The organism is Aquimarina sp. 433 (assembly GCF_054054605.1).
The window spans coordinates 1-282 of the sequence record NZ_JBSWZK010000050.1; the positions used below are offsets into that span (position 1 = coordinate 1).

A 282-nucleotide genomic window follows, 5' to 3' on the forward strand; every position below is an offset into this window, starting at 1 on the left:
GTGGTTTTTTACATTCTCGGGGCGTAGTAAATACCGCAGCACCGGCCAATACTCCGGCTTTCTGGCCACAATGCCAACGTTGCTGGTGTCGCCCTTGTCGCCGCTTCGACCGTGTGCAATTTCAATCAAGGGCTTGCCCAATAGCTCGCGGGGCACTATTACTTCGTCAAATGACTGTTCCGTAGTCGGGTGGGTTTCGGCGCGTGCCTTGGGGTGTTCCGGTTCCTGGTATTGAATGTTTTCACCGCCCACCTGCACAGCCGCAGTTTGCATGTGTTTGGG

General features: G+C 55.3%; 1 protein-coding gene. It reads right to left on the minus strand.

Annotation, left to right across the window (positions count from 1 at the left end; all coding sequences use genetic code 11):
• On the minus strand, positions 1-273 hold a 273-nt coding region (locus tag ACWNT5_RS24300; RefSeq protein ID WP_456518868.1), incomplete at its 3' end, for an AtuA-related protein.
• Positions 274-282: the final 9 nt, after the last annotated feature.